This is a genomic window from Rhizobacter sp. P3_B12 (genome assembly GCF_056402895.1).
The window spans coordinates 1-14,638 of record NZ_JBFUGN010000059.1 but is presented as its reverse complement, the minus strand read 5'-3'; the positions used below and the strand labels follow the sequence as shown (position 1 = coordinate 14,638).

Below are 14,638 nucleotides of genomic sequence, written 5' to 3'. Positions count from 1 at the left end.
GGCGCGCATCGGGCGGCGGGCGCCGCGGCTGTTGCTGGGCTTGCTGTGCCGCTTCGGCGCGGGCGATCTCGAGCAGGCCGTCGAGCTCTTCCTCGGCCACCTGCTTCAGCACGCAGAAGTTCGCGCGCGTCAGCGTGGTGCGTTCGTAGTCGAACAGCAGCCCGGCCCGGTTGCGGCGCTGCTGGTCTTCGAGCTCGCGGCGCGACTGCAGGCTGACGCCTCGCCGCGTCAGCTCGTCGACGGCGATCTGGCGGTGCTCGTCGCTGATCTCGCCGCCGGGCTTGCCGTCCAGGTCGAAGCGCTGGCGGCCGCGCGCCACCGACAGCAGGTACGAGGTGCTGCCGGTGTAGCGGCGGAAGAACGCCGTCAGCACCTGCTTGCTGAACACCCCCGGCGCGCGTGCCTCGATGTCGACGTGGGTGCGCAGCTTCAGCGGCTTCGGCGGGCCGTCGAACAGCGCCGGGAAGCGCTGGCGCAGCTCCTGCGCGCAGGCCGCGGGGCTCATGCCCGGCGCTTTGGCGGGCGCCTTCGAGGGCGCATCGGCGGCCACATCGGCGGCCACATCAGCGGCCACATCAGCGGCCACATCAGCGGCCACCTCGGCCGGCACCTCGGTCGTCGCTGCAAGGGCGGCCTCGACAGGCGTGTCGGCCGCAGGCGCGTCACCAGCGAGCGTGTCGTCGACAGGCAGTTCGGTGGCGGGCGTGGCCGGTGAAGGAGGCGTTGAACTCATGGGGAAGCGACAAGCGGGAAAGGAGGGGATTGTGCCGCCGAGCGGCAAAGTCGGTGTGTCAGGGTGCGACCGCTCAGCGCCGCGTGCGGTGGCGCACCTGCGCGAGCGGCCGCTTGCCCTTCAGCTGGCGCTCGATGCCGTCGTTCAGCTGGCTGCGCAGCGCGGTCACCTCGTCGACCTTGCCGTAGACGCCGGGGAAGCGCAGGTCCAGCCACAGCCACAGCGTGCACGAGCGCAGCGCCTGCTCCATGCGGTCGAGCCGGCTGTGGCCGTCCACGTCCTGCAGGAACCACGGCGAGCCGGCGCGGCCGGTCAGCGCATGGCTGCTGCTCCAGTCGAGGAACTCCTGCACCTGCGAGACGGTGCGCGTGTCCACCGGCGCCTGCGCGTAGATGAAACGCTCCTTCAGCGTGAGCTTCGCGGCGCTGCGGTCGAGCTGCTCGGCCAGCTCCAGCATCTGCTCCAGCTCGGCCACCGCGAAGTGTGCGTTGTCGAGCTTCAGCTGGTCCATGAAGACGCCCAGCACCTCGCGCAGCTGCGTCTTGCGCAGGCGCGAGGCGATGGTGTCGACGTGCCAGCCGTTCGGCGCCACCGGCGCCTTGAAGTCGCGTGGCGCCCGCGGCGTGCGCGGCAGGCGCTCCTTCAGCATGCGCAAGGCCTGCGGCTCGGCCTCTTTCAGCACGCCGACGAAGCCCTCTTCGTGCATGCCGAAGCGGCCGGCGCGGCCACCGATCTGGTGCACCTCGGATTCGTCGAGCGGCCGGTCGCCCTGGCCGTCGAACTTGCTCATCGTGCTGAACAGCACGCGGCGGATCGGCAGGTTCAGCCCCATGCCGATCGCGTCGGTGGCGACCAGCACATGCGATTCGCCCAGCGCGAAGCGCTCGGCCTCGCGCCGCCGCACCTCGGGCGGCAGCGCGCCGTAGATCACCGACACCGGGTGGCCGCCGGCGGCGATCTGGTCGCGCAGCGTCAGCACGTCGCGCCGGCTGAACGCCACCACCGCATCGCCCTTGGTCAGCGCGCCGATCGGCACCGGTGCCTCGATCAGCTGCACATGCTGCTTGCGCTCGAAGTGCCGCACGCTGCAGCGCTCGCCGCACAGGCCCAGCAGGTTCTCGATCGCCGGCACCGCATAGGCCGAGCAGATGATGATCACCTCGCTGGCCGGCACCGCGACGATCGCCTGCGTCCACGCCCAGCCGCGGTACGGGTCGAAGATCATCTGGGCTTCGTCGATCACCGCGACATCGACCACCTTGTTGGTGCTCACCATCTCGATGGTGCTCGACACCAGCCCGGCGCCTTCGGCCGGCACGTTCTCCTCACCGGTCAGCAGCGAGCAGGCCACGCCGCGGCCGACCAGCCGGTCGCGGCCCTCGAGCGCCAGCAGGCGCAGCGGCGCCAGGTAGGCGCCGTCGTGCGCCTGCGCCAGCTGCTCGAACGCGGCGTAGGTCTTGCCGCTGTTGGGCGGGCCGACGTAGAGCGTCACGTTGCGCTGCAGGCGGCGCGCCTTCACGAAGGTGTCGGGGTAGCCCTGGAACGCGAGTTCGCTGTTCAGGCCGGCCAGCGTGTCGAGCTCGGCCACCTGGTGTTCCCAGCGCTCCTGGGCACGCACGCAGGCGGCCCGCAGGTCGGCCACCGGCTGCGGTGTTGCGCATTCGGCCAGCAGGCGCGGCAGCAGCATGTCGAGGTGGCGCGGGTTGTGCGCGCGGCTGCGCTGCACCAGCGCCTCGAGCGCGGCCTGCACCTCGCCGGCATGCGGCCAGGGTTGGATGGGGCCGAGCGCGGCCAGCAAAGCGGCCTTGTCGCCATCGCGGAAGAACGCCCACACCGGCTCCGATGCGATCGGGATGCGGAACATCACCGGCACGCGCCAGTTCACCTCGGCCAGCTGCAGCGGCTGGCTGATCAGGCGCGTCCAGCGGCCGGATTCGCGCACGATGCCCAACGCATCGAGCGCGGCCGTGCGGTCCAGCATCACGGTGCGCACCTCGGGGCCGTTGCCGACGGCGTCGAGGTGCTGCAGCGCCGCGTCCATCACGTCGGGCGCGATCCAGCGGCTCGGCCGGGCGCCGGCCACCGCCTTCTGCAGCAGCACGAGGCCGAGCTTGTCGAGGCGCTCGTCCAGCCCCGAGGCGTGCTCGTCGAAATAGTCGGCGGGCTTGACCACCTGCGGCAGCGCGTAGGCGGCCTGGCGGATGCGAGCGAGCTGCTCGGGCGAGACGTGCGCAGGCACGCGCGCCGCATGGCGCGGGTTGGGAAGATTCACGGTGGGGGAGGCACTCACGGACAGGGGATACAGCACGGACTAGCGCACGTACGACGACAGGAAAGCCCCAGGACTCTAACCGGTGCATGCCCTTGCGCCGAACGGGGCCGATTCGGCTATTCAACAATCGGGCCATGAATCACAGACTCTCGGTCCCGAAGGACAAGCTCAAGTTCGTGTTGCTCGAGGGCATCCATGCCTCGGCCGTCGACGTGCTGAAGCGCGACGGCTACACGCAGGTCGCCACGCACGCGAAGGCGCTGGCCGGCGCTGCGCTGCACGATGCGATCGCCGATGCGCACTTCCTCGGCATCCGCTCGCGCACCCAGCTGACGGCCGAGGTGCTGAAGGCCGCGCCCAAGCTCGCCGCGGTCGGCTGCTTCTGCATCGGCACCAACCAGGTCGACCTGCGCGCCGCAATGGACCTGGGCGTGCCGGTCTTCAACGCGCCGTTCTCGAACACCCGCAGCGTGGCCGAGCTGGTGCTGGCCGAGGTCATCATGCTGATGCGCGGCATCCCGGCGAAGAACGCGATCCTGCACCGCAACGGCTGGACCAAGAGCGCCGAGAACTCGTTCGAAGTGCGCGGCAAGACGCTGGGCATCGTCGGCTACGGCCACATCGGCACGCAGATCGGCGTGCTGGCCGAGCAGCTCGGCATGGCCGTGGTGTTCCACGACATCGAGGCCAAGCTGCCGCTCGGCAATGCCCGTGCGATGGACAGCCTCGACGAGGTGCTGGGCACGTCGGACGTGGTCACGCTGCACCTGCCGGAGCTGCCGTCGACCAAGGGCCTGATCGGGCGCGCGCAGATCCGCGCGATGAAGCGCGGCGCGCACCTGATCAATGCCTCGCGCGGCACGGTGGTCGACATCGATGCGCTGGCCGAGGCGCTGCGCGACGGCCACCTGCTCGGCGCGGCGATCGACGTGTTCCCCGAGGAACCGCAGGGCAACGACGCGCGCTTCGAATCGCCGCTGGTCGGCATGGACAACGTGATCCTGACGCCGCACATCGGCGGCTCGACGCTGGAGGCGCAGGCCAACATCGGCAAGGAAGTGGCGGCCAAGCTGGTGCGCTACAGCAACAACGGCTCGACGACGTCGGCGGTCAATTTCCCCGAGGTGGCGCTGCCCGAGCACACCGGGCGCAGCCGATTGCTGCACATCCACCGCAACGTGCCGGGCGTGATCGCGCGCGTGAACGAGCGGCTGTCGAAGGCCGGCATCAATGTCGCGGCGCAGTACCTGAGCACGCGCGACGAGGTGGGCTACGTCGTGATCGACGTCGACACCGCGGCGCCGGAGGCGGCGCTGGCCGACCTGGCGTCGCTGCCGGACACGATCCGGTGCCGGTTGCTGTATTGAGCGGCGCCCGGGCTCACGCCGGGCTCGCGAGCTTCAGCCCGACGATGCCGGCCACGATCAGCGCGAGGCTGGCCAGCCTCGCCGCGGAGGCCGGCTCGCCGAACAGCACGATGCCGAGGATCGCGGTGCCGACCGCGCCGACGCCGACCCACACCGCGTAGGCCGTGCCGACCGGCAGCGACTTCATCGCGTAGCCGAGCAGGCACACGCTGATGACCATCGCCGCCACGGTGCCGATGCTCGGCCACAGGCGTGTGAAACCCTCGGTGTACTTCAGGCCGATCGCCCAGCCGATCTCGAACAGGCCGGCGGCCACCAGGATCACCCAGTTCATCGCGAATCCTCGTCAGTGGGGAAGCCCTGGGTTGTACCAGCCTGGGCGCCGCCTTGCAGGGCGATCCGCCGGAGGTGGTAAAACCTCGGCTCTTTCAACCCATTGGAGATTGGCATGAGCGCCGACAAGGACCGCGGAATCCGCCGTGAGAAGCAAAAGCGTGCGAAGGACGCGAAGAAACAGGCGCGCCTGGCGCGTGAGGCTGTCGTGCAAGCGGCAAGCACCGCAAAGCCGGCCGGCAAGAAGGCAGCCGCCTGATCGCGTTCTGAACGGCGTGGGGGCGACGACGGCCGCCGAGGCCTGTTCTCACCAGGCGGCTTCGTCCACGTCGCCCTTCACCACGCGGCGGATCACCTCGGCCGAGAAACCCCGGCCCGCGAGAAACCGCTGCTGCTTCGCGCGGCCGGCCGGATCGCTGGCCGCGGCCCCGAACTTGCGCACCCACACCTCGTGGGCACGTGCCAGCTCGGTTTCTTTCAGGCGCTGCGCCTGGTCGGCGTCCAGCGTGACGCCGTGCTGCGCCAGCTCCTGGCGGATGCGCAGGTTGCCGTAGCGCGATTCGCGCACATGCACCCGGCTCTCGACGAAGCGCTGCTCGCTGAAGTAGCCCTTGTCCTGCAGCCAGGCCAGCACGTCGTCGACCTGCTGGTCGGCATCGTCCGGCAGCGGCGCATCGTCAGCACGCAGGTGCTGCAGCAGCTTGCGCCGCAGCTCCTGCCGGCTGTGCTCGCGCTGCGACAGCAGCTGCACGCCGCGCCCGCGCAGCGAGAGCCGCTGCCGCATCGCCAAGCCGCTCGCCGGCAGACTTATTCGCCGCGGGCTTCCTTCGGCTCCTTGGGCGCCTTCTTGGCCGGCTTGGCCTCACCGGCCTCAGCCGCCTGCGCGGCACCGCCGGCGGTCGGCAGCAACGGGATGCCCATCGCCTCGCGCACCTTGTTCTCGATCTCGACCGACAGGTCGGGGTTCTCGCGCAGGAATTCGCGGGCGTTGTCCTTGCCCTGGCCGATCTTCTCGCCGTTGTAGGCGTACCAGGCACCGGACTTCTCGAGCACCTTGGCCTCGACGCCCATGTCGATCACCTCGCCTTCGCGGCTGATGCCCTGGCCGTAGAGGATGTCGAACTCGGCGGTCTTGAAGGGCGGCGACACCTTGTTCTTGACGACCTTGACCTTGGTCTCGTTGCCGATGACTTCTTCGCCCTTCTTGATGCTGCCGATGCGGCGGATGTCGAGCCGCACCGAGGCGTAGAACTTCAGCGCATTGCCGCCGGTGGTGGTTTCGGGGCTGCCGAACATCACGCCGATCTTCATGCGGATCTGGTTGATGAAGATGACCATCGTGTTGGTCTTCTTGATGGTGCCGGTGAGCTTGCGCAGCGCCTGGCTCATCAGGCGGGCCTGCAGGCCGGGCAGCGAATCGCCCATCTCGCCTTCGATTTCGGCCTTCGGCGTGAGTGCTGCGACCGAGTCGATCACCACCAGGTCGACCGAGCCGGAGCGCACCAGCGCGTCGACGATCTCGAGCGCCTGCTCGCCGGTGTCGGGCTGGCTGATCAGCAGCTCCTGCAGGTTGACGCCCAGCTTCTGGGCGTAGGCGGTATCGAGCGCGTGCTCGGCGTCGATGAAGGCGCAGGTGCCGCCGAGCTTCTGCATTTCAGAAATGACCTGCAGCGTCAGCGTGGTCTTGCCCGACGATTCGGGGCCGTAGATCTCGACCACCCGTCCGCGCGGCAGGCCACCGACGCCCAGCGCGGCATCGAGGCCCAGCGAACCGGTGGAGACGACCTCGATGTCTTCGATCACCTCGCCTTCGCCGAGCCGCATGATCGAGCCCTTGCCGAACTGCTTTTCGATCTGCGCCAGCGCAGCTTGCAGGGCCTTGGCCTTTTCGGTGTTGAGGGTGGCGGCTTTGACGGGGGCATCCATGGGGCGATCTCCTAGAGTTGCGCGGATTATGGCAAAGGCTGGATGTTTGTACAGTCTTTTCTCGTGCCGGATCTCGAATCCCTGCGGGGCCACTCCCTACAATCCCGCAGCGGCCGGGTGACGAGCCGCACAGGAGGCAGCCATGCGCGTGTTGATCGCCGAAGACGACCAGGTGTTGGCCGACGGGCTGCTGCGCTCGCTGCGCAACGGCGGCTATGCCGTCGACCATGTCGCGAGCGGCACCGAGGCCGACGCCGCCTTGTCGGCCCATGAGTTCGACCTGCTGATCCTCGACCTGGGCCTGCCGAAGCTGCACGGGCTGGAGGTGCTGCGCAAGCTGCGCGCCCGCGGCTCGGCGGTGCCGGTGCTGATCCTGACCGCGGCCGACAGCGTCGAGCAGCGCGTGCAGGGCCTCGACCTGGGGGCCGATGACTACATGGCCAAGCCGTTCTCGCTGCAGGAGCTCGAGGCCCGCGTGCGTGCGCTGACGCGGCGCGGCCTGGGCACCGCGTCGAGCGTGATCCGCCACGGCCCGCTGACCTTCGACGCGACCGGCCGCGTCGCCTACCTGAACGACCAGATGGTCGAGCTGTCGGCGCGCGAGCTGAGCCTGCTCGAGGTGCTGCTGCAGCGCGCCGGCCGGCTGGTCAGCAAGGACCAGCTGGTCGAGCGGTTGTGCGAATGGGGCGAGGAGGTCAGCAACAACGCGATCGAGGTCTACATCCACCGGCTGCGCAAGAAGATCGAGCAGGGCCCGGTGCGCATCGCCACCGTGCGCGGCCTCGGCTACTGCCTGGAGAAGATCGCGGCTTGAAAGAGCAACGGTCCCTGTTCGGCGAGATCCTCGACTGGATGCTCGCGCCGCTGCTGCTGCTGTGGCCGATGAGCGTCGTGCTGACCTGGCTGGTCGCGCAGGGCATCGCCAACAAGCCGTTCGACCGCCAGCTCGGCGAGATGGCCCGCGTGCTGTCGCAGCAGGTCACGGTGCAGGATGCCGGCGGCGGCAYGCTGCCGTCGGCCAGCTTCGCGCTGCCGGCGAGCGCTGCCGAGCTGCTGCACACCGACGAGACCGACACCCTGTACTACCAGGTGCTCGGCCTCGACGGCCAGTACCTGAGCGGCGAGCGGGCGCTGCCGATGCCCAACGACGAGGAGCGCGCCGCGCCCGGCGTGGTGCGCTTCCGCGACGACGAGATCAACCGCGAGCCGGTGCGCATCGCCTATGTGCGCATCGGCCTGCCGGGCGGTGTGGCGGGCGGCATCGAGCCGCCGATCGTGCAGGTGGCCGAGACGCTGGGCAAGCGCTCGCGCCTGGCCACCGAGATCATCAAGGGCGTGATGCTGCCGCAGTTCGTGATCCTGCCGCTCGCGGTGCTGCTGGTGTGGCTGGCGCTGGCGCGCGGCATCGCACCGCTGAACGAGCTGCAGCAGCGCATCCGCCGCCGCGAGAGCCACGACCTGAGCCCGATCGACGAGCGCGACGCGCCCGAGGAGGTGTCGCCGCTGGTGCGCGCCATCAACGACCTGCTGACCCGGCTCGACCGCAGCATCGGCACGCAGAAGCACTTTCTCGCCGACGCGGCGCACCAGCTGAAGACGCCGCTGGCCGGGCTGCGCACGCAGGCCGAGCTGGCGCAGCGCGAGATCGACGCCGGCGAGCGCGATCCGCAGGCGCTGAAGAAGTCGCTGCAGCAGATCGCCCGTGCCAGCCAGCGTGCGGCGCGCATGGTCAACCAGCTGCTCGCGATGGCGCGCGCCGAGGACGCCTCGCAGGCGCTGCAGCGGCAGCCAGTCAACCTGGCGCGGCTGGCCGCCGAGGCGGTGCGCGATTTCGTGCCGCGCGCGCTGGAGAAGCGCATCGACCTGGGCTACGAGGGACCGGACAGCGGTGCGGCCAAGGGCCAGGCCGGCCTGTCGATCGCCGGCCAGCCGGTGCTGCTGCGCGAGCTGATCCGCAACCTGGTCGACAACGCGCTGCAGTACACGCCCGAAGGCGGCACGGTCACGGTGCGGGCGGTCGACGACCCGTTCGGCCAGGTGGTGGTGGTGCAGGTGGAGGATTCCGGCCCCGGCATCCCGGCGGCCGAGCGCGACAAGGTGTTCCAGCCGTTCTACCGCTCGCTGGGCACCAATGTCGACGGCTCCGGCCTGGGCCTCGCGATCGTGCGCGAGATCGCGCAGCAGCACGATGCCGAGATCACGCTGGAAGACGCCAACCTGCGGCACCGCCCGGGCTTGAGCGACCAGGGCGGCGTGGCGTTCGGGCCGGGCGCGCGCTTCACGGTGCGCTTCCCGGTGGGCGCCGGCACCGGCACGGTGACCGACGGAAACACCGGCGAATCCCATCCGACTTAGACTGCCCCGGGTTAACCCGAGGTATATCCCGATGGCAGTACACGAAACACACGCTCCCGCTTCGCTCGGCCTTGACCTGGCGCTGCAGGGTGGCGGCTCACACGGCGCGTTCACCTGGGGCGTGCTCGACCGGCTGCTCGAGGACGACGGGCTGCACTTCAGCGGCGTCTCGGGCACCAGCGCCGGCGCGTTGAACGCCGCGGTGATGGCGAGCGGCTTCCGCAAGGGCGGCCGCGAGGGTGCCCGCGAGGCGCTCGCCGAGTTCTGGCGCGACGTGAGCCGCTCCGGCTCGATCTTCTCGCCGTTCTCGGCCGGCCAGGCGCATGCGCTGAACGACAACTTCAAGCTCGACAAGCTGCCCGGCTACCAGTGGATGAGCACGTTCTTCCGCTCGTTCAGCCCGTACGAATTCAACCCGCTCAACCTGAACCCGCTGCGCGACGTGCTGCGCCGCCATGTCGACGAGGATGCGGTGCACGCGAGCGGGCTGCGGCTGTTCATCACCGCCACCAGCGTGACGACCGGCCAGGCGCGGGTGTTCACCGGCCGCGACATCACGGTCGACGTGCTGCTCGCATCGGCCTGCCTGCCGTTCCTGTTCCAGGCGGTGCAGATCGACGGCGAGCCCTACTGGGACGGCGGCTACACCGGCAACCCGGCGATCTACCCGCTGATCTACCAGACGGCGGCGCTCGACATCCTGCTGGTGCGCATCAACCCGCTGGTGCGCGAGGGCACGCCGACGCGCAGCGAGGAGATCATGGACCGGCTCAGCGAGATCACGTTCAACGCGAGCCTGATGTCGGAGATGCGCGCGATCTCGTTCGTCTCGCGGCTGGTGCGCGAGGGCAAGCTGGACCCGGGGCGCTACAAGGACCTGCGGCTGCACATGGTGGCCGACGACGACGGGCTCGGCCCCTATGGCGCGAACAGCAAGTTCAACACCGACCGGGCCTTCCTCGAAGAGCTGTTCGCGCTCGGGCGCGCGGCGGCGACGGGCTGGCTGAAGCAGCACCGGGCCGACATCGGCGTCAAGTCGACGCTCGATGTCGACCGCGAGTTCCTGCACGGACCGAAGAAGCACAAGCGCGCCTGAGTCAAAGAGCAGAGCAAGATCGGACAGCCGCCGCAACCGATTGCGGCGATCATTGCGGTTTCGCGCCGATCGCTTCATGTCCGCCTCCACGCACGCTGCTCCCCTGCCCCGCCCGAGCCTGGTCGCGCTCACCTGGCCGCTGCTGGCCGAGCTGGTGCTCGGGCTGCTGGTCGGCCTGACGGGGCTGTGGCTCGCATCGCGGCAATCGGACAGCGCCTCCGGCGCGTTCGCGCTCGCGAACAACGTGCAGGCCTCGTTCTTCCTGCTGTTCCGCATCATCAGCATGGGCGTCAGCGTGGTGATCACGCAGAACCTGGGCGCGGGCAACCGGCTCGGTGCCGACCAGACCGCGCGCGCCTCGCTCGGCGCGAGCACCTGGCTGGGCCTGGGTGCCGGGCTGGTGGTGGCGACCTGCGCGAACCCGCTGCTCGCCCTGCTGAACGCGCCGGCCGACGTGCTGCCGATCGCCGGCCCCTACCTGCGCGTGCTGGCCGTCGCACTGGTGCTGGATGCGTTCAATGCCAGCATGTCGTCGGTGATGCGGGCGCACCTGCATGCACGCGACACGCTGATGAACATGCTGGCGATGCACAGCCTGCACCTGCTGATCTGCACGCCGCTGATGACCGGCKTCGGGCCGGTGCCGGGGCTCGGGCTGCCGGGCTTCGCGCTCGCGATGGCGCTGAGCCGTGCGTTCGGCATCGCCTTCCACCTGTGGCTGTGGCAGCGCCGGCTCGACCTGGTGCCGACCGCGCGCGACTGGTGGGTGATGCGCTGGCGCCGCCTCGGCCCGGTGCTGCACATCGGCCTGCCGGGCGCGGCCGAGAACGTGGCCTACCGGCTCGCGCTGCTGGTGACGATCGCGCTGGTGGCGCGCATGGGCGCGGCCGAGCTCGCGACGCACAGCTACACGATGCAGATCATGTACTTCATCCTGGTGTTCGGCCTCGCGATCGGCTTCGCCAGCGAGATCCTGGTCGGCCACCTGATCGGTGCCGGCCAGCTGCATGCGGCGCACCGGCTGGTGCGCAAGAGCCTGCGCTGGGGGCTGGTGGTGTCGACCAGCCTCGCGCTGGTCGGCGCGCTGACGGCCCGCTGGACGATGCAGCTCTTCACCCACGATCCGCACATCATCCAGGCGGCGACGACGCTGCTGTGGATCACGGTGCTGCTGGAGCCGGGGCGCACCTTCAACCTGGTCGTGATCAACGCGCTGCGCGCGACCGGCGACGCCAAGTTCCCGGTGATGGCCGGCGCCGCGTCGATGGTGTTCGTGATGGCCGGCGGCGCCTGGCTGCTGGGCGTGTACTTCGGGCTCGGGCTGGTCGGCGTGTGGATCGCGTACGCGGCCGACGAGTGGCTGCGCGGGCTGACGATGGCGGCGCGCTGGTACCGGCACGGCTGGGTGCCGTCGGCGCGCGCGACGCATCGGCGCGTGGTGCGACAAAGACACGGATTGGCCACCGCGTAGCCCGGATGCCAATCCGGGTCACCTCTGCACAGGCATGCACAGCTCGCAGATGACGACAGGCCCCTGGGCGGGCAGAGGCTGCCCCACCGGATAGATCTCGAAGAACGGCGTGTCGCCGACCAACAACCCCGAGGTCGGCAGCCAGTCGTTGAGCAACTGCCGCCAGGCGTGCTGCATCAGCGGGCCGGGGCCGTCGTAGCTCAGGCACGCGTGCAGCCCGCCGGCCACCCGCTTGCGCGACACCGGCCCGCTGATCGGCTCGTGCCAGTTCGGCGGCAGCACCACGCAGGCATCGAAGCGGCAACGCGACACCGGCGCGATGTCCGGATCGTCCAGCCCCATGCCCAGGCGCAGCTGCCCGGCCAACCCCAGCGCCGCGATGTACGGCGTGAACGCGACCCAGGCCGGCGACACCACCGTGTCGTAGCGGCCTTGCGCGCGCCAGTACAGTACCTCGCGCTCGGGCAGCTGCTTGAGCACGATCGTGTAGCGTGGGCCCGCCGGCGCGGGCCGCGTGCGCACCATGCGCTGGCGCCGCTCCCACAGCAGCTGCCCGCCGCGCCGCCAGGCGGTCGGCGTCATGCCGAAGTGCAGCTTGAAGGCGCGCGAGAACGCCTCGCCCGATTCGAAGCCGACCGCGAACGCGATCGTCGTGATGCTGTCGCGCGGCGCATGCCGCAGGCGCCCGCCGGCAGTCTCGAGCCGGCGCCGGCGCACGAAGTCGAGCAGCGTCTCGCCGGTCCAGGCGCGGAACACGCGGTGGAAGTGGAAGGGCGAGAACGCGGCCACGTCGGCCAGCGTCTCGAGCCGCAGGTCGTCGGCCAGGTGCGCATCGATGTGGTCGAGCACGCGGTTCATGCGCCGCAGGTGCGCCTCGGGTGCGTCGGGCGCTTTGGAAGAAGGTCGGCGTCGGGTGGTCAACGTGCTTGCCGCAGCAGTTCGAACACGCTGGCGTCGTCCAGCCCGGCGAAGCCGCGCTCGCAGGCCCGCGCGAACAGCGCGGCCGCCGCCTCGCCGAGCGTGGTGGCCGCGCCCGCCTGGCGCGCCACGCCGAGCGCCAGGTGCGTGTCCTTGTTCAGCAATCGGGTGTGCGCCCGCGGCAGGTAGTCGCCGCGCAGCGCGCGGTGCAGCCGGTCGCTGCCGATCCAGCTCTGGCCGCTCGACTGCTCGACCACGTCGAGCGTGCGCCCCACGTCCAGCCCCATGCGTTCGGCCAGCGCCATCGCCTCGGCCGCGCCGGCCAGGTTGATGCCGGCCAGCAGGTTGTTGACGAGCTTGGTGCGCGCACCGTCGCCCGGCCGCTCGCTGATGCGGAACACGCGCGACGACAGTGCGCCGAGCAGCCCGCCGAGCCGTTCGATCGCATCGCCGGGGCCGGCCAGCATCAGGCTCATGCTGCCGGCGCGGGCGCGATCGGGGCCGCCGGACATCGGCGCGTCGATGCAGGCGATGCCCTGCCGGTGCAGCCCGGCGGCGAAGCGCTCGACATCGGCCGGCGCGATGGTCGGGCACAGCAGCACGGTGCTGCCGCGGGCCAGGCCGCGCGCCGCGCCGTGGGCGCCGAACAGCACCGCCTCGGTCTGCACCGCATCGACGACGGCGATGATCAAGACCTCGCACGAGGCCGCCACGCCGGACGGCGTCGCGCAGGCCATCGCGCCGAAGCCCACCGCCAGCGCCTCGCAGCGGTCGTCGATGTCGTGCACCGCCACCGGCCAGCCGAGCGACAGCAGGCGGGCTGCGATCGCGCCGCCCATGTTGCCGACGCCGACGATGCCGACGCGGGATCTGGCTGAAGAAGCTCCGACTGCGTCTGCGGGGTGTTGCAGGCTCATGGAAGTCGTCCGTGGGTGTCGGCGAGGCGCACAGCTTAGCGCCTGCGGACGCCTTCAACGCCGTCTCAGCGTTGCATCATCCGCCGGCTCTTCGAGATCGACATCAGGATCCCGAGCCCGAGCCCGAGCGTCAGCATCGCGGTGCCGCCGTAGCTGATGAACGGCAGCGGCACGCCCACCACCGGCAGGATGCCGCTGACCATGCCCATGTTGACGAACGCGTAGGTGAACCAGCTCAGCGTCACCGCGCCGGCCAGCAGCCGGGTGAACACCGTCGGCGCATCGGCCGCGATGACCAGCCCGCGGAAGATCAGGAACGTGAAGCCGAGGATCAGCGACACGCAGCCGACCAGCCCGAACTCCTCGGAGAAGGCGGCGAAGATGAAATCGGTGGTCCGCTCCGGGATGAACTCGAGGTGCGTCTGCGTGCCCTTCATGAAGCCCTTGCCCTCGATGCCGCCGGAGCCGATCGCGATCATCCCCTGGATGATGTGGAAGCCCTTGCCGAGCGGGTCGGTGGTCGGGTCGAGCAGCGTGCAGACGCGGTTCTTCTGGTAGTCGCGCATCATCGGCCACACCACGTCGGGCTGGCAGATGCGGTCCTCGGACACCACCACCGCGGTGATCGCCGCGCCGCCGATCACCAGCACCGGCACGATCAGCTTCCACGAGAGCCCGGCGAAGAAGATCACGTACAGCCCGGCCGACAGCACCAGGATCGCGGTGCCCAGGTCGGGCTGCTTGACGATCATGCCGACCGGCACCGCGAGCAGCCCGAGCGCCACGATGAAGTCGAGCACGCGCAGCTGGCCCTCGCGGCGCTGGAACCACCAGGCGAGCATCAGCGGCATCGCGATCTTCATGATCTCGCTCGGCTGGATCACGATGCCGACGTTCAGCCAGCGCGTCGCGCCCTTCTTCGTGACGCCGATCACCGCGGTGGCGATCAACAGCATCACGCCCACCGTGTACAACGGCACCGCCAGCTGCATCAGCCGCTGCGGCGGCACCTGCGCGACGACGAACAGGATGATCAGCGCGAGGATCATGTTGCGGCCGTGGTCGACGAAGCGCGAGCCGTTGTCGAAGCCGGCCGAGTACATCGTCACCAGGCCGGCCGCGCCGAGCAGCAGCACGCCGGTCACGAGCGGCGCGTCGAAGCCGGTGAAGACCGGCTTCAGCCGCTGCCAGACCGAGGGCTTCTCGAAGACGATGCTCATGGTGCGCGGCGGGCCGGCCTGGCGGCAGCC

At 70.1% G+C, this 14,638-nt stretch carries 14 protein-coding genes; 6 read left to right on the top strand and 8 right to left on the bottom strand.

Going from position 1 to position 14,638, the window contains the following annotated elements:
* Window positions 1-733: ProQ/FINO family protein (locus AC1D01_RS05780; protein WP_477865116.1), on the bottom strand; the 733-nt coding region annotated here is incomplete at its 3' end.
* Between the two features lie 73 nt (window positions 734-806).
* A complete protein-coding gene (locus AC1D01_RS05775; protein WP_477865115.1) occupies window positions 807-3,005 on the bottom strand; it encodes a helicase-related protein in 2,199 nt (732 codons plus the stop codon).
* A gap of 134 nt (window positions 3,006-3,139) precedes the next feature.
* Here AC1D01_RS05775 and serA point away from each other — a divergent pair, with 134 nt between their 5' ends.
* Window positions 3,140-4,372: a phosphoglycerate dehydrogenase gene (gene serA, locus AC1D01_RS05770; protein ID WP_477865114.1), complete on the top strand. Its 1,233-nt coding sequence runs from the start codon at window positions 3,140-3,142 to the stop codon at window positions 4,370-4,372.
* 13 nt (window positions 4,373-4,385) lie between these two features.
* Here serA and sugE read toward each other — a convergent pair whose 3' ends face one another.
* Window positions 4,386-4,706 (bottom strand): quaternary ammonium compound efflux SMR transporter SugE, encoded by a 321-nt coding sequence (gene sugE, locus AC1D01_RS05765; protein WP_477865113.1) that lies wholly within the window; start codon window positions 4,704-4,706, stop codon window positions 4,386-4,388.
* Between the two features lie 114 nt (window positions 4,707-4,820).
* Between sugE and AC1D01_RS05760 the strand changes: the two genes are divergently transcribed.
* Window positions 4,821-4,964, top strand: a complete 144-nt coding sequence (locus AC1D01_RS05760) for a hypothetical protein (protein WP_477865112.1) — start codon at window positions 4,821-4,823, stop codon at window positions 4,962-4,964.
* Between the two features lie 48 nt (window positions 4,965-5,012).
* Here the strand turns inward: AC1D01_RS05760 and recX are convergent, their stop codons facing one another.
* Both recX and recA read right to left on the bottom strand, forming a co-directional pair.
* Window positions 5,013-5,489 (bottom strand): recombination regulator RecX, encoded by a 477-nt coding sequence (recX, locus tag AC1D01_RS05755; RefSeq protein ID WP_477865111.1) that lies wholly within the window; start codon window positions 5,487-5,489, stop codon window positions 5,013-5,015.
* A 23-nt stretch (window positions 5,490-5,512) separates the two neighbouring features.
* Window positions 5,513-6,631, bottom strand: a complete 1,119-nt coding sequence (recA, locus tag AC1D01_RS05750) for a recombinase RecA (protein ID WP_477865110.1) — start codon at window positions 6,629-6,631, stop codon at window positions 5,513-5,515.
* Window positions 6,632-6,773: 142 nt separating this feature from the next.
* On the opposite strand from recA, the gene AC1D01_RS05745 reads away from it, so the two are divergent.
* The 4 genes from AC1D01_RS05745 to AC1D01_RS05730 all read left to right on the top strand — a co-directional run bounded on the left by AC1D01_RS05745 (window position 6,774) and on the right by AC1D01_RS05730 (window position 11,553).
* Window positions 6,774-7,445, top strand: coding sequence for a response regulator (locus AC1D01_RS05745; protein ID WP_047508488.1), 672 nt, complete (start codon window positions 6,774-6,776; stop codon window positions 7,443-7,445).
* Between the two features lie 38 nt (window positions 7,446-7,483).
* On the top strand, window positions 7,484-8,986 hold the full coding sequence (locus AC1D01_RS05740) for a sensor histidine kinase (RefSeq protein ID WP_477865118.1): 1,503 nt from the start codon (window positions 7,484-7,486) through the stop codon (window positions 8,984-8,986).
* Window positions 8,987-9,017: 31 nt separating this feature from the next.
* Complete coding sequence (locus AC1D01_RS05735; RefSeq protein ID WP_477865109.1) at window positions 9,018-10,082, top strand: patatin-like phospholipase family protein; 1,065 nt, start codon at window positions 9,018-9,020, stop codon at window positions 10,080-10,082.
* Window positions 10,083-10,158: 76 nt separating this feature from the next.
* A complete protein-coding gene (locus tag AC1D01_RS05730) occupies window positions 10,159-11,553 on the top strand; it encodes an MATE family efflux transporter (protein ID WP_477865108.1) in 1,395 nt (464 codons plus the stop codon).
* A gap of 18 nt (window positions 11,554-11,571) precedes the next feature.
* Here the strand turns inward: AC1D01_RS05730 and AC1D01_RS05725 are convergent, their stop codons facing one another.
* The 3 genes from AC1D01_RS05725 to rodA all read right to left on the bottom strand — a co-directional run bounded on the left by AC1D01_RS05725 (window position 11,572) and on the right by rodA (window position 14,608).
* On the bottom strand, window positions 11,572-12,474 hold the full coding sequence (locus tag AC1D01_RS05725) for an AraC family transcriptional regulator (RefSeq protein ID WP_477865107.1): 903 nt from the start codon (window positions 12,472-12,474) through the stop codon (window positions 11,572-11,574).
* A complete protein-coding gene (locus tag AC1D01_RS05720; protein WP_477865106.1) occupies window positions 12,471-13,388 on the bottom strand; it encodes an NAD(P)-dependent oxidoreductase in 918 nt (305 codons plus the stop codon). Before AC1D01_RS05720 ends, AC1D01_RS05725 begins: the two co-directional genes overlap by 4 nt.
* A 65-nt stretch (window positions 13,389-13,453) precedes the next feature.
* A complete protein-coding gene (gene rodA / locus AC1D01_RS05715; protein WP_477865117.1) occupies window positions 13,454-14,608 on the bottom strand; it encodes a rod shape-determining protein RodA in 1,155 nt (384 codons plus the stop codon).
* Window positions 14,609-14,638: the final 30 nt, after the last annotated feature.